We start from the raw sequence: 21,675 nt of genomic DNA on the forward strand, positions 1-21,675 counted from the left end.
CAACATTTAACAATGTCTAACGCCATTAGTGCTGACTAAATTAAATCTCTATCTGAGACTCGAACAGGCTCGGCACCTCCCTTTTCTTTCGTCTCATGATGAGTCACCCCCAGCATCTCCAGCAAATTTTCATCCAGGTCATTCTTCTTAAACTCAGATACAGAAAGCCCCAAATGAATACATAAAGCCTCGACTTCCGAAATAGCCATTCTTAGCTGATCTAAAGTTAGCTCTCGCACATTCGGAATACCGCTTTTCTCTAACCGCTTGATCTTATAAATACTATCGCGAGACGGAGAAAAATACCTATCCTCTATTATTTTTATCTGTACATCATTGAGTGACGACCTTATCCCCTCTAATACCTCTCGATGTGACGCCACCTCTGCCAGTCCACGATATGCATCACGAATTGGACGCTCTCCTCTTTCAATATAAAGATCAGTAAGAACTCTTTCTATAGAAGAAAGCGAATGCCCCGACCGGTAGCTATTTGTCTGAATTCGCCGCTGAGCCTTTTTCTTTTTATCAAAATGTGCTTGGAACGGAATAGCAAAGATCTGCGGAACCATTGTAACTATAGCCCCGCCAATCAAGAATATAAATGTGTAGGCCACTGCGCGTAAGACTTGCACCCACCACCGCTCAGAGTAAAACAAGTCCCTCATCACTCCGGACTTCGTCTTATCCTCAGCCCTCCTTACATCTACTTCGGAAGCACCAGCAATCTTACCCATCGGGACAATTCCCGGCTTCATGGCATCCGCACCTAATACGAGAAGGCTTAACGTCAACGACTCTCCCGGCTCGATAATTACTGGAGCGAAGCTAACACTATTCCCATCTCGCGAAAGCTCTAAATTTTTCAATATATAGGAGCTTTCAGACTGGACCGATGGCTGTTCCAGAAGCTGGCCATTTTCCAATGAAAACCCTATAGGATCGCGATCATCATAATCCCCCTTCCGAACCTCGGCGTTACCTTCATTCCTCAGCGTTACAGTCATCACCCAAAGATTATTCTCACCACCTCTTAGATTTTCTCCACCGTATGATACCTCCAACCCCCCAATAGCACGATGAATATCAAGCACCTTGGCCGGCTGTGAGGAAGTAAAGACCAGGTGTGGTTTCTTCTCATAGAAAAAAGCGGTGTAAATTGCCAGGCCAAACCCCACTAGCGCAAGTAACGCCATAAAACCTGGACCTATTATTATTTTCCAAACACCCTTCATCAAAAATCCCACCACCGCCAATTTTCATTATTAACAGAGCGCCTTGTTCGCTTGCACTGATCGACCAAACCCATTAAGTAGTACCAACTGGAAATAAATGACTTTGCAGTACCGGTTCGGAGAAAATCGGGGCAGCCCTCTTTGCCCCATTGATTTCGGATCGATGGCAAGATTATTTCCCTCTTCCGGCGATGACATCAACTAGTTCTTTTACACTCAAAGGGCTATTCCAAATTCTAGAGCAGACCGTAGTAAAAGTGGCATATCCCGAAATGAGCGCAGCGCTAATAAATACTATCTTCCAATAATAGGCAGGCACTATAAAGTCGTTAAAGTTACTTGTGCAAAGAGCTGCAACAAGGGACAAGAGGATCCCTAGAGGCGCCATCCAGTCCCGGCTTTTAATAACGCTTTGCTGATACTCACCAAGAATTCGGTGAAGTTTATCTTCGGTAATTCCAATTATATGAGTATCAGTATTTTGCGAAATACCGCTCGGATTGATCTGCACATAATCCGGCTGACCTTCCTTGACACGTAAAGGAGGAAGAGGAGAAGCAGAATTAGTTAACTTCACTTCACATCCCTCCACCACAACTGAATAGTCAAATCGTTTGTCACGCCCACACAACGATTCACCATCATCATTTCAACAACCCCATAATCCTCAACCTGCGCCAACTCATACAATGAGGTCAACGCCGTACCCATTGTACTCCAGTTATGCAGGGTCATAAGTGACCTGCCTCCCACATTGGCAAATGTAACATTTTGGTTTTCACCACCGCTTTGAAGCATTATCGATAAAGGAAGTGTAATCTCTTTCTTCGCAAAATCGGTGCCGATAACGATATCAATTTCACCTCGGGCTCCCGGAGGCAAAATTATTTGATAGGTACTAATAAGCCTGCGTCCATCCAGACGAACCTTCAACATTACTCACAACCTTTAAGCCAAGAAATAGAATTAACTGAAAGCCCTCGCGGTGCCATTTCAGCTCAATGATTTTGACGATTTTCCCAAGCCCCCACAACCACAGCCGTTTCTCCAGCTCCCCTGGACGTGATTGCTGAACCCAAAGCGGTAAAGGGGACAGCCCCTTTACCCGAAGAGCCGGCCGTCTTTCTGGGCATATACGGCTACGGAAAAGCTGGGGCGATAGAAACAGAAAGCCCCGCACTTGGCGGGGCTCTCACATTTTCGGGCTACTTTACATCCACCTCGCCAAGCTTAGCCTCGCTAAATGGAACTGTGGTTGGCGCTACAAACTTCCAAGTCTCACCTGGACCAATGTCTTGCCCGGCAGCCATGGTGTTGCCCACGATATTTCCCTCTTCGTCGTACAGCTTGAATTTCACAAACACATTGGAAAGGGTGCCATTCGTGGTGTTTCGAGCTAGTCCCATGACAGCTGGGTAGCCGACAGGTGCCTTCCCTGTATGGAGGTCAGATACCTCCACTCGCCAGTCAGCGTTGGCGGATGCGGACAGTAAGAGTGCGGCTAAAGCTAGAATCTTGCGCATCAGTGAGGCTCTCTGGAAAGACGTGGGCCCTATCTTGACCGCTGGACAGATAATGTCAATATAATGGCCAAGGTATTTTGACGGATCGCCTCTACCGACTTGCGCAACTGCCTGGCCGCGTCATCCGCAGAAACAAAAAGCCCAGCTTAATGCCAGGGCCATCACATCCTTCAGCTACCGATATGAGGGATGAGTTCGCTCAGTCAGTATCCGCCCGAGCTCCTCCGCATCAAGAGCCCCGTAGTCGCCATTATTCATTTTTTCTGTCCGGATCTCTTCGAACACTTCAAGCATTCGTTCGTATCCGTCAACGGTCCGCATGTGAGCGTTGCGGATGCGCCCTTGGAATTCTGACCAGCGATCAAGATCCTCGACGAAGATGCGAGCAATCGAGAGGTGTTCAGTTTCATTGTTGCCATCGAATCCCGGAAATTCGACCCGTGTTCCAAAAGGTCCGGCTACGCTCTGCAACGATTCCCGCCCAGTCTCATCAAGGGCATTAAAGGAGGTTTCGAGAGCAGACCACATTTCCAGCACGTCTGCGACAAATTTAACTGTCTGCGGATCTTCCTCAGCTTCCTCGAAAAGGCCGGGATACTTCCAGGTAAGAGCCCATCCCTGGCCTCCATTCACTGTTCGCTGAATAAATTCCGGGTCTAACCCATCCTCAATATTTAACCGTGCGTGAATTTCTGTAAGCAGCGCGACGATCAGCTTTTGCTGGTTCGAAAACTCCATTTCCACCTCCGCGTTAACCATGGCGAAATGCCATATGGCAGCATGAAGATATTAGTCGAGTGCAACCCGCAGGCAAACAAAACCTGACAGAATGGCCGGGGGTTCGTTGCTGGCACGTGGCTTGCCAGCGGGACACGCTGCTACGAAAACAGGTGTTTAGCGATCTAAGGCCTCGGCTAACGCGGTGCTCTCGGCTTCGCGCATGTCAACGAAGCGGGCACGCGACATGTCGCCCTCGATCTCAGCAGCCCAACGCAGGGCTTCTGCCTTGGTATCAAAAGTGGCGAAAGGGGTTGGATATCTTTTCGGCAGATCTGGGCGCGCCAGGCTTCACCGCGCTTTTCGTAGTAGCCATTGAAAAAAAATGGGAAAAAGGGGGAAAGGCCCCTTACCCCCTCTACCCCAGACGGGTGAGAAGGCTTTGCCGGCTGACTAGCCAACCGTTAGGCTGACTGCACTCAATGCACAAGCTGAACTTGCAGGCAGGGTCTGCTGGTCCGGCTCGTCTCTGTTCCGCCAAACCAATGGTCCCCCATGAAAAACCAAACGAGAAGAAACCTGGAAAAGCTCAAACAGGATACGGTTGAGCTGTTCAGCAAGCTAAAAATGGAGATACCGCTGGCACTCCTTCTGGGCACGGCGCCGATGCTACTCTTTTGCTCAACCGAAAAGGATGTAGAAGAGATGCTCAGTGGGCTACTGGCGATCGGACCATTGATCAAATACTCTGTGATTCTGACTTTCCCCTACTTCTTAGTGCTACTGGTGAAACATGGGATTCGATTTAGCTTCGACTCCAGCCGCGCCAAGTTTGACTACGTCCATGATCTTATCACCGAGGTAGGCCCTGGCTTTCTCACCATCACGAGGACTGCACTAGGTGCGATTATTGGCATCCTCATTCTACTCAATGCTACTCATATAATAACCGGCACTCCCAAGCAGATAGCGGCCATGTACCTAAACGCTGTTTTTTTCTTGGCTTTTAACTGTGCCATTGCAATGGGTAAGGACCGTGCGGCTGCGCACGCCAACCGGCAGTTGAAGAAAAACCCTATTCAGCTTTCGAGGAAAATCAGGTAGCTCAGGCGAGCTTCTCCCATGTGGTATCCAGGGCGGACCAAGAAGCAAGAAGAGGTTTATACGGAACGTGTAAATCCAGCGCTGCAAATCCAGCCATTTTTCTCAGGTTTTTCCCATTTCCTGTAGTCCGTTTCTGAAACATACTTCCATCGCTGCCAAACTATTGCGACTGCTTGGATTGCGCCCTAGTCTCGGTTCGTCGTTGCCAAATCAACGACCGGCTTTGACAGGCCGTTTTATTCAAGTATTTGTCGCAGCGCTTCATGGCAGCTGTGCATGGGGCACATTCGTGTGCGCCGGGTCCTTGGGTAACCGGTCTGTCAACCCGTGTATAGCTGCCTCCATTCGTTTGACAGCGTTGCCAGGCGGCTCCACCTACCCAAGGAGCTTTCATGCGCAAGACAGTCCCCGATCCACCCGCTTCTTCCCTCGAATCCTCCGTCGCCCTGCAAGACGCACTCGTGCAGGCATCGGAGCACGTTCTCTGTGCCCTGTCCGTCGCGAGTCAATCCGTGATGCTCAACCCTGTCAGCCCGAGCTCGAAGATCATGCGAGCCGTGATCCATGAAATGGCGGCGGTGCAGGCCTTGTTGGACTCTGCAGAAGAGCATGCGCAGATGCGAGCGCATCTGCCGACCGAGCCGCGAACGCTGCATTAAGTGATGTGTTGTCTGGGCGGGCCTCTTCGCGGGACAAGCCCGCTCCCACAGAATCACCACAATCCCCAAAGCAGCGGAGGGTCAACATAATCCTCTACAACAACGGGGTACTTGTGGGAGCGGGCTTGTCCCGCGAAAGGGCCCGCCCAGACAACCAAATTATCGAAGGGAGATCGACAATGACCACAAACGCCGTAACACCCGGCGAAACCTGCTTCTACCAAGGCGAAGGCCAAACCCAACCGCTGTTCCGCATCGAACCGGGCATCAACTGCCAGTTCGCCCGCGAACAAGCCTCGGAATTGATGGGCTACGCACGGGACATGACCCTGGATGGCCTGATGGAGCGAAACCACAATCTGATCTGGGCCTCGTACTACCTCAACGCCTTGGCCAAGGCGCTGCTCGACGATGCCGAGATCGGGCTCATGAAATCAGAAAACCCATAACGAAAAAGCCCCGCAGACGTTAATCTGCGGGGCTTCATCTTGTATGGCGGAGAGATAGGGATTTGAACCCTAGGTACTGTTGCCAGTACAACGGATTTCGAATCCGTCCCGTTCGACCACTCCGGCATCTCTCCAATGCCGCGCATCATACCAGCGAATTCTGAAAAGGCAAACCTTTATTTGCAAAAAACTCGCGTGGTATCAGGCGCTTGCGTGAACCCACCGCTTACAGCGGCACGCCCAGGCGCTTGGCAACCTCTTCGTAGGCTTCGATCACGTCGCCCAGACCCTGGCGGAAGCGGTCCTTGTCCATCTTCTTGCGGGTTTCCTTGTCCCACAGGCGGCAACCGTCCGGGCTGAACTCGTCGCCCAGCACGATCTGGCCGTGGAAAACACCGAACTCCAGCTTGAAGTCGACCAGCAGCAGGCCAGCGTCGTCGAACAGTTTGCTCAGCACTTCGTTGACCTTCAACGACAGCTTCTTCATCTCGGCCAGCTGCTCGGCGGTGCCCCAGCCGAAAGCCACGACGTGGGATTCGTTGATGAACGGATCGCCTTTTTCGTCGTTCTTCAAGAACAGCTCGAAGGTGGACGGCTCCAGCTTGATGCCCTCCTCCACGCCCAGGCGCTTGACCAGGCTGCCGGCGGCATAGTTACGCACCACGCACTCGACCGGGATCATGTCGAGCTTCTTCACCAGGCACTCGTTGTCGCCCAGCAGCTTGTCGAACTGGGTCGGCACGCCGGCTTCTTCGAGTTTTTGCATGATGAAGGCATTGAACTTGTTGTTCACCATGCCCTTGCGGTCCAGCTGTTCGATGCGCTTGCCGTCGAACGCCGAAGTGTCGTTACGGAACAGCAGGATCAAGCGGTCGGCGTCATCGGTCTTGTAAACCGATTTGGCCTTGCCGCGGTAGAGTTCGTCGCGTTTTTCCATGATGGGCTCCGCTTGCTTGAGTGGTTGGGCTAGGCGATTTCGCGCCAGTCGAGCCCGTGTTCCTGATTTGCCACCTGGAGCCAGTCCGGGTCGCACCCGAGGGTGTCGACGAAGCACTGACGGGCCAGCTGTGGCAGGTTGTTCTTGCTGCTGAGGTGGGCCAGCACCAGGTGTTGCAGGTTGCTCCAGCCCAACTCTTCCACCAGGCGCGCGGCCTGATGATTGTTCAAATGCCCCTGGGCGCCGCCGACCCGCTGCTTGAGGAAGTACGGGTAGTGCCCGCGGGCCAGCAGGTCGCGGCAATGGTTGGCCTCGATCAGCAATGCGTCCAGGCCCTGGTAGCGCTCGAGCAACAGCGCGTCGTACGACCCCAGATCGGTCAGCATGCCGAAGCGGCGCCGGCCATCGCTGAGCACGTACTGCAACGGCTCGTAGGCATCGTGCTCGACACGCGCGGCACTCACCTGCAGGTCGCCGATGTCCAGGCGGTCGCCGCAGGCAAGAAAACCGGTCACCTCCACCGGCTTGCGCAAGCCGCGCAAGGTCCCTTGGCTCAGGTAGACCGGTACATTGTAGCGCCGCGCCAGCAAGCCCACCCCATGCACGTGGTCGGCATGTTCGTGGGTGACCAGCACCGCGCTCAGTTGCGAGGCCTGCACCCCGAGCAGCGCCAGGCGCCGCTCGGTTTCGCGCAGGGAAAAACCGCAATCGACCAGGATGTACGTATCACCACTGGCGATCAGCGTGCCGTTTCCCTGGCTACCGCTTCCCAATACCGCGAAGCGCACTTAGCCCAGGTGGTCCTGAATGGCGCTCAGCACGCGGCGGGCGACATCGGCCGGGGCCACGGTGTTGATGTTCTTCTCGACGGTGACCTGTACGGTCTCGCCAACCTTGGCCAGGCGGACCTGGTAGCGCTCGGCACGGGCTTCGCGTTCTTCCTTGGTCGGCTCGCTGCCGAACAGGCGGCTGAAGAAGCCAGGCTCGTTCTGCTTGTCTTCAGGCTTTTCCGACAGGTTGATGTAGTACAGGCCCAGGCTACGGTTGATGTCCTCGACCCGCCACTGGCCGCCTTCTTCCAAGGCGCGGCCCACGCTGGACCAGGCGCGGTCGAGGTCGGCGCCGACGAAGAGCACCGGGTTGCCGCTACCGTCTTCGCTGAGGGTGACGCGGCTCGGCGCATCGAAATCACGCGCGGCCAACAGGGAAACCGAACCACCCTTCTCGGCGCTGCGGTTCATGCTGGCGAGCATTTCATCGACCAGCAGGGCATCGGCACCGGTGTTGGCGGAAGTGGACGGGAACGCAGGCTCGTCAGTGCTGCCGGCCGGGCGTTCGACGCTGACCACGTAGACCTCGGAGGTATCGCGCTGCACGCCAGGCTCCATGCGCACACGGACGCGCACTTCGCTGTCGCCACTGCTGGCGGTGCTCGCCAGGCGCTGGCCGAGCGAGGCCGAGAGTTCGTCGAAACGCTGCCAGGTGGTGCTGAACTCGCCGGTCTGCGGACGTTCGTCAGCAATACGGAAGCCGTTGTCCTCGAAGAACTGGTGGGCCACCGGCCACACTTCGGCAGGCGAGCGCTGGGCCAGTACCCAGCGGCTGGAGCCGCTGCGCTGCAGGCTGAAGTCGCTGACTTCGGCCACGCTCGACAGCGGTTGCGGGCGCGGTACCTCGAACTCGCCGGTGGCGTGGTCGTCGGCAACGTTACGCGGAATCGGCAGCAGCGGGTCAAGGCGCTTGACGTTGCTGGCGTCCGGCGGCAGCTGCATCGGCGCGGTCGGGTGCGCCTGCAGGTAATCGCTGCCGCGGTCGCGGAAATAACCCTCGTCGCCCCACAGCCAGCCACACCCACTGGTGCTGGAGATGATCAGGGCAAGGGCGGAAAGACCAGCCAGTCGCTTCATGCGGTGTACTTCCTCGATTAAACCAGTACGCCGGACTGGCGCAAGGCAGTACGGACTTTTTCGTGACAACCTTCGCTCAGCCAGGTCAGTGGCAGGCGAATGCCCTTGTGCATCAGGCCCATTTCGACGAGCGCCCATTTCACCGGAATCGGGTTGGCTTCGCAGAACAGGTCCTTGTGCAGCGGCATGAGTTTTTCGTTGATAGCGCGGGCCTTCTCGGCATTGCCCGCAAGGGCGGCCTCGCACATATCGGCCATTTCGCGCGGGGCGACGTTGGCGGTAACGGAAATGTTGCCCTTGCCACCGAGCAGGATCAGCTCGACAGCGGTCGGATCGTCGCCGGACATGACGATGAAGTCCTTGTCGACGCCGTCGAGGATGGCCTTGGCACGGGTCAGGTCGCCGGTGGCTTCCTTGATGCCGATGATGTTCTTGACCTTCGACAGGCAGATCACGGTCTCGGCCTGCATGTCGCAGGAGGTGCGGCCGGGTACGTTGTAGAGGATCTGCGGGATGTCGACGGATTCGGCAATGTGCTTGAAGTGCAGGTACAGGCCTTCCTGGGTCGGCTTGTTGTAGTACGGAACCACCAGCAGGCAGGCATCGGCGCCGGCATTCTTGGCGTTCTGGGTCAGGTGCACGGCTTCGGCGGTGGAGTTGGCACCGGTACCGGCGATGACCGGGACGGGGTGCTTGCTGCGCTTGACGCGCTCGACCACGTGCTTGATGACCAGGATGTGTTCTTCGACATCCAGCGTGGCGGACTCACCGGTGGTGCCGACTGCAACGATCGCGTGGGTGCCGTTTTCCAGGTGGAAGTCTACAAGCTTGTCGAGGCTGTCCCAGTCCAGACGCCCTTGTGCATCCATGGGTGTGACCAACGCCACCATACTGCCCGCAATCATGTAACTGCTCCTGCCGGAAAAAGAGAGCGGTAATGGTACTGGGGGCATCGACCTTGCACAAGCGAAGCAGGCGGGCGGAGCATTCCCCTCGGCGCCTTATTTCGCTACCCTTGATCCTTTGATCGGTGCAGCGCGGCCCGCCGGGCCGTCGACCTCGCTCCGGGCCAGCGTCCTCTGCCTCGCATGCGAGCCCCGGGCCCTGCCGACTGGAGGCTTTCCCCGTCCTGCGCCGACCGCTCATCGCTTTAGGAATGCTGCATGTCCACCCCCACCGTCCGCGAACAATTCCTTGTCATCAGTGCCCTGGGCCCCAATCCCATGGAACTGGCCAACGTTCTCAGCCGCGCTGCGTTCGAAAACCGCTGCGCGGTCGTTACCTCGCGCCTGAGCCGCCACGGCGAGACCAGCGCCCTGGTGTTGCAGGTCGGTGGTAGCTGGGACGCCCTGGCGCGTCTGGAGTCCACCCTGCCGGGCCTGGGCAAGAAGCACGGCCTGACCCTCGACGTGGTGCGCAGCGCCGACCAGGAGGTACGCCCCCAGGCCCTGCCCTACGTGGCCTACGTCAGTGCCGCCTATCGCCCGGACATCATCAACGAACTGTGCCAGTTCTTCCTCGACCACCGCGTCGAGCTCGAGGCGATGACCTGCGATACCTACCTGGCGCCGCAGACCGGCAGCAGCATGCTCAACGCCCAGTTCACCGTGATCCTGCCGGCCGGTACCCAGATCAGCTGGCTGCGCGACCAGTTCCTCGACTTTGCCGACGCCCTGAACCTGGACGCCCTGATCGAGCCTTGGCGCCCACAGAACCCAATGTAAGGAAGCCACCATGGCCGTAGAACTCAACCAACCCGTCGCCGATTTCCAGGCCCAGGCCACCAGCGGCCAGACGGTCAGTCTCGCCGAGCTCAAGGGACGCCAGGTGGTGGTGTATTTCTACCCCAAGGACAGCACCCCGGGCTGCACCACCCAGGGCCAGGGCTTCCGCGACCAGCATGCGGCCTTCGAGGCCGCCAACACCGTGGTGTTCGGCGTCTCGCGCGACGGCATGAAGTCGCACGAGAACTTCAAGGCCAAGCAAGGCTTCAACTTCGAACTGATCAGCGACAAGGACGAGGCGCTCTGCCAGCTGTTCGACGTGATCAAGCTGAAGAAGCTGTACGGCAAGGAATACATGGGCATCGACCGCAGCACCTTCCTGATCGACAAGAACGGCGTGCTGCGCCAGGAATGGCGCGGGGTGAAGGTGCCGGGGCATGTGGATGCGGTGCTGAAAGCGGCGCAGGCCCTGAACGAGGCCTGAGATCGATGGGGCTGCCTTGCAGCCCCCTTTCATTCAGAGCAACGGTGAAACGCTAGGCTCCTGCCTGGGCCAGGCATCGAGCACCGCCTTGATCAGCGTCGCCAGCGGGATGGCGAAGAAGATCCCCCAGAACCCCCACAGCCCGCCGAACAGCAGCACCGCGCAGATGATCGCCACCGGGTGCAAGCTAACCGCCTCGGAGAACAGCAGCGGCACCAGCACGTTGCCATCGAGCGCCTGGATGATCGCGTACACCGTCATCAGGTAGATGAACTGGTCGCCCCATCCCCACTGGAACAGCGCGATGAACGTCACCGGCACCGTCACCACCACGGCGCCGACGTAGGGCACCACCACCGACAACCCCACCAGCAGCGCCAGCAAGGCGGCATAGTTGAGCCCCAGGCTGATGAAGGCGATGTAGGTGGCGATGCCGCAGATCAGGATCTCGATGCCCTTGCCACGGATGTAGTTGGCGATCTGCCGGTTCATCTCGCTGCCCACCCGGTTGAGCAAGGTCCGCTGGCGCGGCAGGTAGCCGCTGACCCAGCGCTTGATCAGCTCGCGATCCTTGAGGAAGAAGAACACCAGGATCGGCACCAGCACCAGGTAGATCATCGCGTTGACCAACAGCGGCAGGCTCGACAGCGAGAACGTCAGCGCCCACTGGCCGAACTTGCCGATCTCGCCACGTACCGACTCGATGGCATGCAGCACCTGCTCATCCGATACCAGGTGCGGATAGCGCTCGGGCAACAGCAACAACAGCGACTGCCATTTGCCGAGCATGCCCGGCAACTCGTTGAACAGGGTGATCAACTGGTGCCAGAGCAGCGGCACGAGCACCAGCAGGAACACCGCCAGGGCGCCGATGAACAGGGCGAACACCAGCACCACCGCCACGCGCGTCGGAATGCGCAGGCGCTCCAGGGCATTGACCAATCCCTGCATCAGGAACGCCAGGACCATGCCCGCCAGCACGGGCGCAAGCATGCCGCCCAGGGTGAGCACGGCCGTGAACGCCACCGCCAGTAGCACCGCCAGCACCACCGCCTCCTCGTCGGAGAAGTAGCGCTGCATCCAGTCGCGAAGCACTTTGAACATTGACGATCCTTGATTGAGGCTCAGGCCTTGCGCAGCCAGTAGGTATAGGTGCCGGCCTGGGCCGTTTCATGCAGCAGCGTATGACCGGAGAGCTGGGCGAAAGTGCGGAAGTCGCGCTGGGAACCGGCATCGGTGGCCGTCACCTTGAGTACCGCGCCACTGGCCAGGCGGTTGAGTTCCATCTTCGCCTTGAGCAGCGGCAGGGGGCAATTCAGACCGCTGGCGTCCAATTCGGCGTCGCAGGTCGGGGTCTCACTCATTGCAGGTCTCCACAAGCGGGCAGGCCGATCGGCCATCGGGTTCGCTAGGATAGCGCCACTGGTCGCCAAGGTGCGAGCCGGCTACAGTAGTGGCTTTGATCCGACGCGAGCTTCATGCATGAATCTACTGCGCCCTACCCTGTTGACGCTGGCCTGCCTGATGGCCCTCCCCGGCCACGCCGACGACCTGCCGTCCCTGGGTGACGCCAGTTCCGCGATCGTATCGCCGCAACAGGAGCATCAGCTCGGCCGCGCCTGGCTGAGCCTGCTGCGCGGGCAGGTCAACCAGCTGAACGATCCGCAGCTCAAGGACTACGTTGAAACCAGCGTTTACAAATTAGCCGAGACCAGCCAACTGCAGGATCGGCGCCTGGAATTCATCCTCATCGACAGCCGTGAGCTCAACGCATTCGCCGCCCCAGGCGGCATCGTCGGGGTCAACGGCGGCCTGTTCCTCAATGCCCAGACCGAAGGCGAGTACGCCTCGGTACTGGCTCACGAACTCGCGCACTTGTCGCAGCGCCACTTCGCCCGTGGCGTCGAGGCCCAGCAGCGCATGCAGCTGCCGATGATGGCAGCGCTGCTGGCCGGTATCGTGCTGGCCGCCGGTGGCGGTGGCGATGCCGGCATCGGCGTGATTGCCGGCACCCAGGCGGCGGCCATCCAGGAACAGCGGCGCTTCTCCCGGCAAAACGAACAGGAAGCCGACCGCATCGGCATCCAGAACCTCGAACGCGCAGGCTACGACCCGCGCAACATGCCCACCATGTTCGAGCGCCTGGCCCGGCAGTATCGTTACGACGCCAAGCCGCCGGAATTCCTGCTGACTCACCCGGTCACCGAGTCGCGTATCGCCGATACCCGCAACCGCGCCGAGCAGGCGCCCAAGGGCGGTGTCGAGGACAGCCAGCGCTACCAGCTGATCCGCGCCCGGGTCGCACTCACCTACGAGGGCACCCCAGGCCTTGCCGCCAAGCGCTTCCGCGCACAACTCGACGAAAATCCCAAGCTCGATGCCGCACGCTACGGCCTGGCCCTGGCGCAGATCAAGGGCGGCCAGCTCAACGAAGCACGGGAAAACCTCAAGCCGCTGCTGGCGGCGGCGCCTAACGATCTCACCTACAACCTCGCGCAGATCGATCTTGAGATCACCAACAACCGCCTGGCCGACGCCATGCAGCGGGTCGAACGCATGCGCGGGCTGTACCCGAACAGCTATCCGCTGAAACAGGTGCGCGCCGACCTGCTGGTCAAGCAAAACAAGCCGGCCGAGGCGGAAAAGGTACTGGACGACCTGCTCAAGAGCCGGCCCGACGACCCGGACGTGTGGTACGACGTGGCCGAGGTGCGAGGGCTTTCGGGCAATACCATCGGCCTGCATCGTGCTCGGGCCGAGTACTTCACCCTGGTGGGCGACTTCGACCAGGCGATCCAGCAGTTGGACTACGCCAAGCGTCGGGCCGGGAGCAACTTCCCACTGGCGTCGCAGATCGACCAGCGCCAGCGCGAGATCATGGAACAGCAGCGGATGGTGCGGGAGATGATGGGGCGTTAGTCATAGCCATTGGGGCCGCTTTGCGGCCCTTCGCGGCACAAGGCCGCTCCTACAATAGATCGCATTCCCCTGTAGCAGCGGCCTTGTACCGGGATGGGGCGCGAAGCGCCCCCCAGCGTCAGGCGTTACCCGACAACTTCAGGCGCGCCGCCTGGGTGAAATCAAGCATCCGGTTCAGCGGCTTGATTGCCTTGGGCACCAGGGCCGGGTCGACGAAGATCTCGTTGCTGCCATTGCGCAGGCAGTCGAGCACCCGCTCCAGGGTATTCATCGCCATCCACGGGCAATGCGCACAACTGCGGCAAGCCGCACCGTTCCCCGCCGTGGGCGCTTCGACGAACGCCTTGTCCGGGCACAACTGCTGCATCTTGTAGAAGATGCCGCGGTCGGTGGCAACGATGAAGGTCTTGTTCGGCAGGGTTTGCGCCGCCTTGATCAGCTGGCTGGTCGAACCGACCGCATCGGCCAGTTCGATGACCGCCTCCGGCGACTCGGGGTGCACCAGGATCGCTGCATCCGGATACAGCGCCTTCATGTCGGCCAGTTGGCGCGACTTGAATTCCTCGTGGACGATGCAGGCACCGTCCCACAGCAGCATGTCGGCGCCGGTCTGCTTCTGGATGTAGCGGCCCAGGTGCTGGTCAGGGCCCCAGATGATGGTCTCGCCGTTGTCCATCAGGCTTTCGACGATTTCCAGCGCGCAGCTGGAGGTCACGACCCAGTCGGCCCTGGCTTTTACCGCAGCCGAGGTATTGGCGTAGACCACCACGGTGCGCTCGGGGTGCTTGTCGCAGAAGGCCGAGAATTCCTCCACCGGGCAACCCAGGTCGAGCGAGCAGGTCGCTTCCAGGGTGGGCATGAGCACGCGTTTTTCCGGAGTGAGGATCTTGGCGGTCTCGCCCATGAAGCGCACGCCAGCGACGATCACTGTCTCGGCGGGATGGTTCTTGCCGAAACGGGCCATCTCCAGCGAATCGGACACGCAACCGCCGGTTTCTTCGGCGAGCGCCTGGATGACCGGGTCGCAGTAGTAGTGGGCAACCAGCACGGCGTTCTGCGCCTTGAGCTCGGCAGCGATGGCCGCACGGTATTCGGCCTCCTGCTCGGCCGTCAGCGGGTTGGGCTGCTTGGCGTCAAGATGGGCCTGAACCAAAAGGCGTTCGGAAATCTGGGTCATGATCGCTGGACCTGCAGGCGCGCATGCGCGTCAATCGAGTGTACCACCCGGCCCTGACAGATCGGCTAAGGGTGCCGGACGGCAGGCGCGCCGTCACGGCCCTCTGCGGGCGCGGATTATTATCGGACGCCGAAGGCTACAGACAATCGAGGGAATTCAAAAGCGCTTTTTGCGTGCCTGTAGCAGCCCCGTCGCTGGCAAGCCGGCGCCGGGGGCCACCCAGGATTCAGCCCATCAACCTTGCGGCTGCATCGCCGCCAGGTGGGCGTTGAGCAACATGACGAACGCTTCGACGCTCATCTGCTTGCCGTTGAAGTCGACCTGACCATCGGCATAGTTCAGGCTCGACACCACATCGCTGCCCTGCACGGTAGCCATGCCGCTCTGCACCGCCATCATGCCGACCATTTCCCCGGCCTGGCTGGCTTGCTGGGCCACGGCCTGGGCATCGGTCTGCCCCTGGACGAAGGCCTGCAGCGCGGCGAGGTCGCCAATCATCGGCTTGGACAGGGTCAGTTGGCTCTTCACCTGGGTGATCAGCTGCTTGCTCAACTGATCGGCCGGCAGGTCGAAGGAGGACGGGCTGGCGAAGTCCATCGCCAGGCTGAAGCGGCTCTCGCCATTGGCGGTTTTCAACGACAGGTTGTCGATCGCCACTTTCGGCCTGGCACCCAGCAACTGGTGCAGATCGCCTTGGAACTTGGCTTTTTCTTCAGGGCCCATCGCGATTTCCGGGAAAGGCTGGCCCGCCGCGGCTGCCTGCTCGAATTCACGCTGATGGCCTTTGTACCACTGCGACAGCGCCTGCAAGGCCGGCGCATTGATCGACTGCATGCTGACGCCCATCTTCATGCTGCCGACCGCGCGACCGTCCCAGGTGATGTCGGCGATCTTGTAGTCCACACGCCCACCCATGGTGTCGGCACCGTCCATGGCCTGCGATGCGTTCTGCTCCAGGCCCTTGAGCAGCAGCACCTGCTGCTTGGGCCCCAGGGTCGCCTTGGCCTCGCCCAGGTGGAGATCGACGTTGCCGACATACACGGCATCGTACTGGGTCGTGGCCAGCTTGCCGTCGACCTTCAGGCCCTTGAGCTCGAACGTGGCGGGCGGATGATCGTCCCCGACCAGCTTGAACACGAAGCGGTCGGCGCCGCCCTGGAATTTCGATGCACCGTCCCGATCCTCGGAGGCCTGCAAACGCATGCCCGAAAACTCGAGAGTGGTACCCGTGGCCTCATGGATGCTGACCGGCGCCACCCGCATATCGCTGTCGACGCCGCCGTCGAAGCCGATGCTGGTCTGCGCCGTAAGCGGTGGCTGATCGCCCGCTGCGGCGAACCACGCGGCAGTCGAATCGTCCTTTTCCAGTTCGCTGTTGCTGGTGGCCAGCACCGGCAGCAACTTGAACGCCTTGACCCGCGACCAGGGGAACGGCCCGTGCTCGATCTGGTCGACCACGCCCACCTCGAAATTGAGCGCCTGGCCGTCCTGCAGGGGAATGTCTTGGACCTTGACTCGGTAGTGCGCCGTGCTGGTGAAAAAGCGCTGGTCCAAGGAGGCCAGCTCGAACGTCACACTGCCCCCGACACCGATCATTGCCCTGCGCATGTCCTGGTTGACGCCCGCGATGGAACGCTCCAGCTCCGCAGGCAGCTGCTTGCCGGTGTACCAGGCGCCAGCGATGGTGACGACGGCGATGGCGACAGCCAGGCCGGAAAGAATGCCGATTGATTTCTTCATGAATAAAACCGATTGCTGTCCATAGGGCTTCCACACAGCGGGGTTGCCACGTGGGGCTGAAAGGATATCACCGTCGCCCTTGTCCGGTGACCGCGCTCAGGCGCAAAGCGCCCATTTGGGAAATGCCTGACGCCCGCCGAGGTGCATATCCATTCGTAAATTTTTACGAACATCCATATCGTTCAAAAACGCAAAAAACCGCGCAAATAGCGAACAATCCGGGGTCTTAGCGGATATATATTTCAATTTAGTAACATCTTGTCATGTTTAACTTGACACGAATCGGCCCATCGTTTTTTATTTTCACCACCTTGCATAGCGCCCGATCCACCAAGAAAAACAGTCGCGCCAACATGATGCCAAAACCCCGTTGCCCGCTCGCTCCGCCTTCCTAGTTCCACCTCGCCAGATTCCGACACTGGCGCGGTGCCCGCGCCTATTCCAGCTCCAACAAAAAAAGGTGAACAACATGGAGCCCACCCGCTCGCCCTTGCCGCATGCGCAGTACGCCACGCCCGCCGCCCACGCCATCCACCAGGAGCCGCGCCAGCATGCAGCCTGACCACAGCGCTTCCGGCAACGCCCAGTTCCGCAAATCCCTGCGCCTCTGGCACGTGGTGATCATCGGCCTGGCCTACCTCACGCCGATGACCGTGTTCGACACCTTCGGCATCGTCTCCGGGATCACTTCAGGGCATGTACCCAGCGCCTATATCCTGGCCCTGGTCGGCATCCTGTTCACCGCCGTGAGCTACGGCACCCTGGTGCGCCGCTTCCCACAATCCGGCTCGGCCTATACCTACACCCAACGCGCCATCAACCCGCATGTGGGCTTCTTGGTCGGATGGTCGTCGCTGCTGGACTATCTGCTGTTGCCGATGGTCAATGCGCTGCTGGCCAAGCTCTACCTGTCCGCCATGTTCCCGGAAGTATCGGAGTGGATCTGGGTTGCCGGCTTCGTAACCCTGATCAGCCTGATCAACATGCGTAGCATCAACTTGGTGGCGCACTTCAACCTGCTGTTCGTGGTTGTCCAGGTGGCGATCATCGCGGTGTTCATCTACCTGTGCGTGCGTGGCCTGGACCAAGGCGAAGGGCTGGCCACCACCTGGAGCATGATCCCGTTCGCCGACGACCAGACCCAGTTCGCCGCCCTCGCCGCTGGCGCCACGATTCTCTGCTTCTCGTTCCTGGGCTTCGACGCGGTCACCTGCCTGTCGGAAGAAACCCGCGACCCAGGCAAAACCATTCCCCGGGCGATCTTGCTCACTGCATTGCTCGGCGGCGTGGTGTTCATCCTGGTGTCGTACTTCATCCAGGCGTACTTCCCGACCATGGCTCGCTTCCACGACCAGGAAGCGGCCCTGCCGGAAATCGCCCTGTACGTCGGTGGCAAGCTGTTCCAGTCGATCTTCATCGCCTGCACCGTGATCAACACCATTGCCTCGGGCCTGGCTTCGCAGACCAGCGTCTCCCGCCTGCTGTACGTGATGGGCCGCGACAACGTGATCCCGAGCGGCGTATTCGCCCGCCTGCACCCGCGCTTCAAGACCCCGGTGGTGAATATCGCGGTGGTCGGCCTGGTCTCGCTCTCGGCGATCTTCTTCGACCTGGTCACCGCCACCTCGATCATCAACTTCGGCGCGCTGGTGGCCTTCAGCTTCGTCAACCTGTCGGTGATCACCCACTGCTACCTGCGCGAAGGCAACCGCAGGGGCCTGGCCAACAACTTCAAGTACCTGGTGCTGCCGACCATCGGCTTCTGCATCATCGCCTCGCTGTGGCTCGACCTCAACGAGCACTCGCTGATGTTCGGCGGCCTCTGGGCAGCCATCGGCGTGATCTACCTGGCGTGGCTGACCCGGGCCTTCCGGGTGGCCCCGCCCAACTGCCTGGCGGACTGAGCCTCGCTGCCGACAACGCCCGCGCCTCGCCGCGGGCGTTGTCCTTGATCGATAAGGAATGCCTTCATGTCGCCGCGTCGCCTATCTATCCAATGGAAGATCACCCTGCTTTCCGGCTTGTGCCTGCTGGCCATCGTCGCCCTGCTGGTCGCCACCTCGCTGACCCAGGCCCGGCGTAGCGCGGCACTGGTCAGCCAGGCCAGCAGCGAAATGCTCCAGCACAGCGCCAACCTGCATTTGCAGGCCCAGGCCGAAACCCAGGCGCTGCGCGTGCAGCGCTATTTCATGGACGCCTACCAGTTCGGCAACGGCTTCGCCCGCCTGGTGCAGGCGCTCAAAGCGCGGGGCGGCAACGACCTGCGCGCCGAGCTGACCGCCCAGGCACGCGCCAGCCTTGCCAGCAACCCGGACGTGATCGGCCTGTACCTGGTGTTCCAGCCCAACGCGCTGGATCATCAGGACAGCCAGTTTGCCGGCCAGGAGGCGCTGGCCAGCAACGCCAGCGGGCGCTATTCGCTGTACTGGTCGCAACCGAGCCCTGGCACCCTGGAGCTCGAAGCCATGCCGGAAACGATGCTGGCCGATGACAGCCTTGGCGATAACGGCGTGGCGCGCAACCGCTGGCTGACCTGCCCACTGGATAGCGCCAGGGCTTGCGTGCTCGAGCCCTACCTCGACGACGTCAATGGTCGCCAGGTGCTGATGACCAGCATTGCCTTGCCACTGCTCGAAAACGGCAAGGTGATCGGCGTGGTCGGCCTGGACATCGGCCTGGACAACCTGCAGCAATTGAGCCTGGCAGGCCGCCAGGCGCTGTTCGACGGCCAGGGCCAGGTCAGCATCGTCAGCCCCGCTGGCTTGCTGGCCGGCCACAGCCGCGACGCCACCCGGCTTGGCCACCCCCTGGACAAGGCCGTCGCCCCAGGCATGCTGCGCGTCGAGCGGCCGTTCGCGCCGATCCCCGAAGCGGCGCCCTGGCTGGCCCAACTGGAGCTACCCGAGGCAGTGCTACAGGCCCCGGCAACCGCCCTCAACCAGCGCCTGGACGCCCACAGCCAGCAGGCCAACCTGGTCAGCCTGTTGGTCGGCCTGGGTGCGGCGGTGCTCGGCCTGCTGCTGGTGTGGTTGACCGCCCTCGGGGTCACCCGGCCGATCCTGGCCGTGGCTGCACGCCTGGAAGACATCGCCAGCGGCGAAGGCGACCTGACTCGCCGCCTGGACTACGCCCGCGCGGATGAGCTGGGCTTGCTCAGCGGTGCGTTCAACCGCTTCCTCGACAAGCTGCAACCGGTGATCGCCCAGGTCAAGGGCGCCTCCGGCGAAGCGCGCGCCACCGCCGATCAGTCGGCGGTCATCGCCGGCCAGACCAGCAACGGCATGCAGCAGCAACGACGCGAAATCGAACAGGTGGCCACTGCCGCCCACGAGATGAGCGCGACCGCCCAGGACGTCGCCCACAACGCCGCACAGGCGGCGCAGGCCGCCCGTGGCGCCGATCAGGCCAGCCGCGAAGGCTTGCAGCTGATCGCCAGCACGCGCCAAAGCATCGACCAACTGGCCGCCGGCATGACCACCGCCATGGCCGAGGCCCGCGCCCTGGAAAACCGCAGCGAGCAGATCGGCTCGGTGCTGGAGGTGATTCGCGCGATCGCCGAACAGACCAACCTGCTGGCACTCAATGCCGCCATCGAAGCCGCCCGTGCCGGCGAGGCCGGGCGCGGCTTCGCGGTGGTCGCCGACGAAGTACGCAGCCTGGCGCAACGTACCCAGGTGTCGGTAGGGGAAATCCGACAGGTCATCGAAGGCCTGCAGCAAGGCACCCACGACGTGGTCGGCGCCATGCACGAAGGGCAACGCCAGGCCGAGGATAGCGCCGTGCGCATGGAGCAGGCGGTGCCCGCGTTGCAGCGCATCGGCGAGGCGGTGACGGTGATCAGCGACATGAACCTGCAGATCGCCTCGGCCGCCGAGGAACAAAGCGCGGTGGCCGAGGAAGTGAACCGCAACGTGGCGGGTATCCGCGACGTCACCGAGGCGCTGTCCGGGCAGGCCGATGAGTCGGCCCGCATCAGCCAGGCCCTTAACCGCCTGGCCAATCAACAGCAGGCGTTGATGGAGCAGTTTCGCGTCTAGCCTCTAAGGCCAGTGTGCTTCTTCGCGCAGGTTCGGCGCGAAGAGGCCAGCACCGGCAACTTACCTTTCAATGAGTTCTACCCATGGACACACCAAGCAAACCCACCTTCTTCGACATCGCCAGCGAACAGGGCCTGCTTCGCACCTCGATCGCCGTCACCCTGTTCATCGCCACCATCGGCATTGGCTTTGGCCTGGCTTCCGGCTCGTTCTCGATCGTGTTCGATGGCGTCTACTCGCTGGTCGACGCCAGCATGAGCGGCTTGTCGCTGGTGGTGGTACGTCTCATCACCTCGCACACCACCAGCCTGCACCTGTCACGCAAGCTGCGTGAGCGCTTCACCATGGGCTTCTGGCACCTCGAGCCGATGGTGTTGGCGCTCAATGGCATCCTGCTCAGCGGTGTAGCCATCTACGCGCTGATCAACGCCATCGCCAGCGTGCTCGAAGGCGGCCGCCACCTGGAGTTCGGCATCGCCATTGGCTATGCGGTGCTCACCGTGATCGCCTGCGTAACCATCGCCGTGATCGAAGCCCGCGCCAACCGCAAGCTGCGCTCGGATTTCGTGAGCATGGACGTCAAGGGCTGGGTGATGTCGGCCAGCATCACCGCCGCGCTGCTGATCGCCTTCTGCTTTGGCTATGCGGTGCAGGGCACGCAATGGGAATGGATGTCGCCTTACATCGACCCGGCGGTACTGGCGTTGGTCTGCTTGGTGATCATTCCCTTGCCGCTGTCGGTAGTGCGCCAAGCGCTGTCGGAAATATTCCTGGTAACCCCAGGCGACCTGAAAGTCCATGTGGATGAAGTCGCCCGCGCCTTCGTTGCACGCCACGGCTTGCAATCGTATCGCGCCTACGTGGCCAAGGTCGGCCGCTCGCGCGAGATCGAACTGTATTTCATCGTACCCAAGAGCATGGGCGCCAAGACCATTGAAGAATGGGACGCGCTTCGCGACGAGGTGGGCAATGCCGTGGGCGGCGAAGGACCGAACCGCTGGTTGACCGTGGTGTTCACCGGTGACCCGGAGTGGGCTGAGTAAACGGGCCGAGCAAGAACGAC

22 protein-coding genes, 1 tRNA gene and 1 pseudogene are annotated in these 21,675 nt (G+C 60.4%); 10 read left to right on the plus strand and 14 right to left on the minus strand.

Annotation, left to right across the window (positions count from 1 at the left end):
• Nucleotides 1-35: 35 nt before the first annotated feature.
• The 5 genes from E6B08_RS22965 to E6B08_RS22985 form a co-directional block, all read right to left on the minus strand.
• Complete coding sequence (locus tag E6B08_RS22965) at nt 36-1,235, minus strand: hypothetical protein (RefSeq protein WP_136916114.1); 1,200 nt, start codon at nt 1,233-1,235, stop codon at nt 36-38.
• A gap of 172 nt (nt 1,236-1,407) precedes the next feature.
• The gene (locus E6B08_RS22970; RefSeq protein WP_136916115.1) at nt 1,408-1,812 is read right to left on the minus strand and encodes a hypothetical protein; all 405 of its coding nucleotides are present in this window, start codon (nt 1,810-1,812) and stop codon (nt 1,408-1,410) included.
• Nucleotides 1,809-2,171 (minus strand): hypothetical protein, encoded by a 363-nt coding sequence (locus E6B08_RS22975; RefSeq protein ID WP_136916116.1) that lies wholly within the window; start codon nt 2,169-2,171, stop codon nt 1,809-1,811. The genes E6B08_RS22970 and E6B08_RS22975 overlap by 4 nt, the downstream gene beginning before the upstream one ends.
• 269 nt (nt 2,172-2,440) lie before the next feature.
• On the minus strand, nt 2,441-2,758 hold the full coding sequence (locus E6B08_RS22980; protein WP_136916117.1) for an FxLYD domain-containing protein: 318 nt from the start codon (nt 2,756-2,758) through the stop codon (nt 2,441-2,443).
• A gap of 174 nt (nt 2,759-2,932) precedes the next feature.
• Nucleotides 2,933-3,496, minus strand: coding sequence for a YfbU family protein (locus tag E6B08_RS22985; RefSeq protein ID WP_192938583.1), 564 nt, complete (start codon nt 3,494-3,496; stop codon nt 2,933-2,935).
• A gap of 534 nt (nt 3,497-4,030) precedes the next feature.
• On the opposite strand from E6B08_RS22985, the gene E6B08_RS22995 reads away from it, so the two are divergent.
• The 3 genes from E6B08_RS22995 to E6B08_RS23005 all read left to right on the plus strand — a co-directional run bounded on the left by E6B08_RS22995 (nt 4,031) and on the right by E6B08_RS23005 (nt 5,687).
• A complete protein-coding gene (locus E6B08_RS22995; protein ID WP_136916119.1) occupies nt 4,031-4,579 on the plus strand; it encodes a hypothetical protein in 549 nt (182 codons plus the stop codon).
• Between the two features lie 392 nt (nt 4,580-4,971).
• Complete coding sequence (locus tag E6B08_RS23000) at nt 4,972-5,238, plus strand: hypothetical protein (protein ID WP_136916111.1); 267 nt, start codon at nt 4,972-4,974, stop codon at nt 5,236-5,238.
• A gap of 179 nt (nt 5,239-5,417) precedes the next feature.
• Nucleotides 5,418-5,687, plus strand: coding sequence for a DUF3077 domain-containing protein (locus E6B08_RS23005; RefSeq protein ID WP_136916112.1), 270 nt, complete (start codon nt 5,418-5,420; stop codon nt 5,685-5,687).
• Between the two features lie 44 nt (nt 5,688-5,731).
• Here the strand turns inward: E6B08_RS23005 and E6B08_RS23010 are convergent.
• The 5 genes from E6B08_RS23010 to dapA all read right to left on the minus strand — a co-directional run bounded on the left by E6B08_RS23010 (nt 5,732) and on the right by dapA (nt 9,436).
• A tRNA-Ser gene (locus E6B08_RS23010) sits at nt 5,732-5,821 on the minus strand.
• A 92-nt stretch (nt 5,822-5,913) separates the two neighbouring features.
• Nucleotides 5,914-6,624 (minus strand): phosphoribosylaminoimidazolesuccinocarboxamide synthase, encoded by a 711-nt coding sequence (gene purC / locus E6B08_RS23015; RefSeq protein WP_004375217.1) that lies wholly within the window; start codon nt 6,622-6,624, stop codon nt 5,914-5,916.
• A gap of 29 nt (nt 6,625-6,653) precedes the next feature.
• Nucleotides 6,654-7,412 carry an MBL fold metallo-hydrolase gene (locus E6B08_RS23020; RefSeq protein ID WP_136916120.1) on the minus strand — a complete coding sequence of 253 codons (759 nt, stop codon included), beginning with the start codon at nt 7,410-7,412 and terminating at the stop codon, nt 6,654-6,656.
• Nucleotides 7,413-8,531 (minus strand): outer membrane protein assembly factor BamC, encoded by a 1,119-nt coding sequence (gene bamC / locus E6B08_RS23025; RefSeq protein WP_136916121.1) that lies wholly within the window; start codon nt 8,529-8,531, stop codon nt 7,413-7,415. It abuts the gene before it with no gap.
• A 17-nt stretch (nt 8,532-8,548) separates the two neighbouring features.
• Nucleotides 8,549-9,436: a 4-hydroxy-tetrahydrodipicolinate synthase gene (gene dapA, locus E6B08_RS23030; RefSeq protein WP_136916122.1), complete on the minus strand. Its 888-nt coding sequence runs from the start codon at nt 9,434-9,436 to the stop codon at nt 8,549-8,551.
• Nucleotides 9,437-9,694: 258 nt separating this feature from the next.
• Between dapA and E6B08_RS23035 the strand changes: the two genes are divergently transcribed.
• Both E6B08_RS23035 and E6B08_RS23040 read left to right on the plus strand, forming a co-directional pair.
• Nucleotides 9,695-10,255 (plus strand): glycine cleavage system protein R, encoded by a 561-nt coding sequence (locus E6B08_RS23035; protein ID WP_003254741.1) that lies wholly within the window; start codon nt 9,695-9,697, stop codon nt 10,253-10,255.
• A gap of 10 nt (nt 10,256-10,265) precedes the next feature.
• The gene (locus E6B08_RS23040; RefSeq protein WP_136916123.1) at nt 10,266-10,739 is read left to right on the plus strand and encodes a peroxiredoxin; all 474 of its coding nucleotides are present in this window, start codon (nt 10,266-10,268) and stop codon (nt 10,737-10,739) included.
• A 33-nt stretch (nt 10,740-10,772) separates the two neighbouring features.
• Here E6B08_RS23040 and E6B08_RS23045 read toward each other — a convergent pair whose 3' ends face one another.
• Together E6B08_RS23045 and E6B08_RS23050 are read right to left on the minus strand one after the other, a co-directional pair.
• The gene (locus E6B08_RS23045; RefSeq protein WP_136916124.1) at nt 10,773-11,843 is read right to left on the minus strand and encodes an AI-2E family transporter; all 1,071 of its coding nucleotides are present in this window, start codon (nt 11,841-11,843) and stop codon (nt 10,773-10,775) included.
• Nucleotides 11,844-11,863: 20 nt separating this feature from the next.
• On the minus strand, nt 11,864-12,103 hold the full coding sequence (locus E6B08_RS23050; RefSeq protein WP_136916125.1) for a sulfurtransferase TusA family protein: 240 nt from the start codon (nt 12,101-12,103) through the stop codon (nt 11,864-11,866).
• A 118-nt stretch (nt 12,104-12,221) separates the two neighbouring features.
• Between E6B08_RS23050 and E6B08_RS23055 the strand changes: the two genes are divergently transcribed.
• Entirely contained in the window at nt 12,222-13,658 is a 1,437-nt protein-coding gene (locus E6B08_RS23055) for a M48 family metalloprotease (protein WP_136916126.1), read from the plus strand.
• A gap of 118 nt (nt 13,659-13,776) precedes the next feature.
• Here E6B08_RS23055 and nadA read toward each other — a convergent pair whose 3' ends face one another.
• Both nadA and E6B08_RS23065 read right to left on the minus strand, forming a co-directional pair.
• Nucleotides 13,777-14,835 carry a quinolinate synthase NadA gene (gene nadA, locus E6B08_RS23060; RefSeq protein ID WP_136916127.1) on the minus strand — a complete coding sequence of 353 codons (1,059 nt, stop codon included), beginning with the start codon at nt 14,833-14,835 and terminating at the stop codon, nt 13,777-13,779.
• 234 nt (nt 14,836-15,069) lie between these two features.
• Nucleotides 15,070-16,575, minus strand: coding sequence for a YdgA family protein (locus E6B08_RS23065; RefSeq protein WP_136916128.1), 1,506 nt, complete (start codon nt 16,573-16,575; stop codon nt 15,070-15,072).
• Nucleotides 16,576-17,126: 551 nt separating this feature from the next.
• Here E6B08_RS23065 and E6B08_RS23070 point away from each other — a divergent pair.
• The 4 genes and pseudogenes from E6B08_RS23070 to E6B08_RS23080 all read left to right on the plus strand — a co-directional run bounded on the left by E6B08_RS23070 (nt 17,127) and on the right by E6B08_RS23080 (nt 21,655).
• Nucleotides 17,127-18,479 carry an APC family permease gene (locus tag E6B08_RS23070; protein ID WP_136916129.1) on the plus strand — a complete coding sequence of 451 codons (1,353 nt, stop codon included), beginning with the start codon at nt 17,127-17,129 and terminating at the stop codon, nt 18,477-18,479.
• Nucleotides 18,480-18,764: 285 nt separating this feature from the next.
• Nucleotides 18,765-19,754 (plus strand): annotated as a pseudogene (locus E6B08_RS31580) (HAMP domain-containing protein); the annotation flags it as partial.
• 102 nt (nt 19,755-19,856) lie between these two features.
• The gene (locus E6B08_RS31585; protein WP_416194411.1) at nt 19,857-20,612 is read left to right on the plus strand and encodes a methyl-accepting chemotaxis protein; all 756 of its coding nucleotides are present in this window, start codon (nt 19,857-19,859) and stop codon (nt 20,610-20,612) included.
• A gap of 83 nt (nt 20,613-20,695) precedes the next feature.
• A complete protein-coding gene (locus E6B08_RS23080) occupies nt 20,696-21,655 on the plus strand; it encodes a cation diffusion facilitator family transporter (RefSeq protein WP_136916131.1) in 960 nt (319 codons plus the stop codon).
• Nucleotides 21,656-21,675: the final 20 nt, after the last annotated feature.

The sequence above is a fragment of the Pseudomonas putida genome (assembly GCF_005080685.1).
Classification (GTDB): domain Bacteria; phylum Pseudomonadota; class Gammaproteobacteria; order Pseudomonadales; family Pseudomonadaceae; genus Aquipseudomonas; species Aquipseudomonas putida_V.

Coding starts and splice junctions, on each gene's coding strand:
- E6B08_RS23055 (WP_136916126.1), top strand. CDS start 12,222: ATGAATCTACTGCGCCCTACCCTGTTGACGCTGGCCTGCCTGATGGCC.
- E6B08_RS23005 (WP_136916112.1), top strand. CDS start 5,418: ATGACCACAAACGCCGTAACACCCGGCGAAACCTGCTTCTACCAAGGC.
- E6B08_RS23065 (WP_136916128.1), bottom strand. CDS start 16,575: ATGAAGAAATCAATCGGCATTCTTTCCGGCCTGGCTGTCGCCATCGCC.
- E6B08_RS23070 (WP_136916129.1), top strand. CDS start 17,127: ATGCAGCCTGACCACAGCGCTTCCGGCAACGCCCAGTTCCGCAAATCC.
- E6B08_RS23035 (WP_003254741.1), top strand. CDS start 9,695: ATGTCCACCCCCACCGTCCGCGAACAATTCCTTGTCATCAGTGCCCTG.
- E6B08_RS22995 (WP_136916119.1), top strand. CDS start 4,031: ATGAAAAACCAAACGAGAAGAAACCTGGAAAAGCTCAAACAGGATACG.
- E6B08_RS23045 (WP_136916124.1), bottom strand. CDS start 11,843: ATGTTCAAAGTGCTTCGCGACTGGATGCAGCGCTACTTCTCCGACGAG.
- E6B08_RS22975 (WP_136916116.1), bottom strand. CDS start 2,171: ATGTTGAAGGTTCGTCTGGATGGACGCAGGCTTATTAGTACCTATCAA.
- E6B08_RS22980 (WP_136916117.1), bottom strand. CDS start 2,758: ATGCGCAAGATTCTAGCTTTAGCCGCACTCTTACTGTCCGCATCCGCC.
- dapA (WP_136916122.1), bottom strand. CDS start 9,436: ATGATTGCGGGCAGTATGGTGGCGTTGGTCACACCCATGGATGCACAA.
- E6B08_RS23000 (WP_136916111.1), top strand. CDS start 4,972: ATGCGCAAGACAGTCCCCGATCCACCCGCTTCTTCCCTCGAATCCTCC.
- E6B08_RS23080 (WP_136916131.1), top strand. CDS start 20,696: ATGGACACACCAAGCAAACCCACCTTCTTCGACATCGCCAGCGAACAG.
- E6B08_RS23050 (WP_136916125.1), bottom strand. CDS start 12,103: ATGAGTGAGACCCCGACCTGCGACGCCGAATTGGACGCCAGCGGTCTG.
- purC (WP_004375217.1), bottom strand. CDS start 6,624: ATGGAAAAACGCGACGAACTCTACCGCGGCAAGGCCAAATCGGTTTAC.
- E6B08_RS22965 (WP_136916114.1), bottom strand. CDS start 1,235: ATGAAGGGTGTTTGGAAAATAATAATAGGTCCAGGTTTTATGGCGTTA.
- E6B08_RS22985 (WP_192938583.1), bottom strand. CDS start 3,496: ATGGAGTTTTCGAACCAGCAAAAGCTGATCGTCGCGCTGCTTACAGAA.
- bamC (WP_136916121.1), bottom strand. CDS start 8,531: ATGAAGCGACTGGCTGGTCTTTCCGCCCTTGCCCTGATCATCTCCAGC.
- E6B08_RS31585 (WP_416194411.1), top strand. CDS start 19,857: ATGCAGCAGCAACGACGCGAAATCGAACAGGTGGCCACTGCCGCCCAC.
- nadA (WP_136916127.1), bottom strand. CDS start 14,835: ATGACCCAGATTTCCGAACGCCTTTTGGTTCAGGCCCATCTTGACGCC.
- E6B08_RS23040 (WP_136916123.1), top strand. CDS start 10,266: ATGGCCGTAGAACTCAACCAACCCGTCGCCGATTTCCAGGCCCAGGCC.